This window comes from Cupriavidus sp. SIMBA_020, assembly GCF_046535395.1.
GTDB lineage: Bacteria > Pseudomonadota > Gammaproteobacteria > Burkholderiales > Burkholderiaceae > Cupriavidus > Cupriavidus campinensis.
Genome location: NZ_JAWRWU010001145.1, coordinates 1 through 253, shown reverse-complemented (window position 1 = coordinate 253; position 253 = coordinate 1). Strand labels below are relative to the sequence as shown.

Genomic DNA, 253 nt, shown 5'->3' with positions numbered 1-253 from the left:
GGCCCGAGCCGCTCGACCCCGGCGAGAAGACCCGCCTGGGCAAGGGCCTGATCTGGCGCCGCATGGACAAGGCCACGCCGATCTACGACCGCAAGCTGTCGCTGGCCGAAGTGCGCCACCGCATCCAGGCGTACTACGAGCCGTATCACGCGGCGCTGGCGCAGGCCATCGAAACCGCGCAACGCGATTTCGGCGCGGTCTGGCACCTGAACCTGCACTCGATGCCGAACGACGCCTACGAACGCCTGGGCCG

At 69.2% G+C, this 253-nt stretch carries 1 protein-coding gene; it reads left to right on the top strand.

The annotated features are described in order from the left end of the window. A partial coding sequence (locus SB751_RS33120) for an N-formylglutamate amidohydrolase (protein WP_410749386.1) occupies positions 1-253 on the top strand: 253 nt, incomplete at both ends.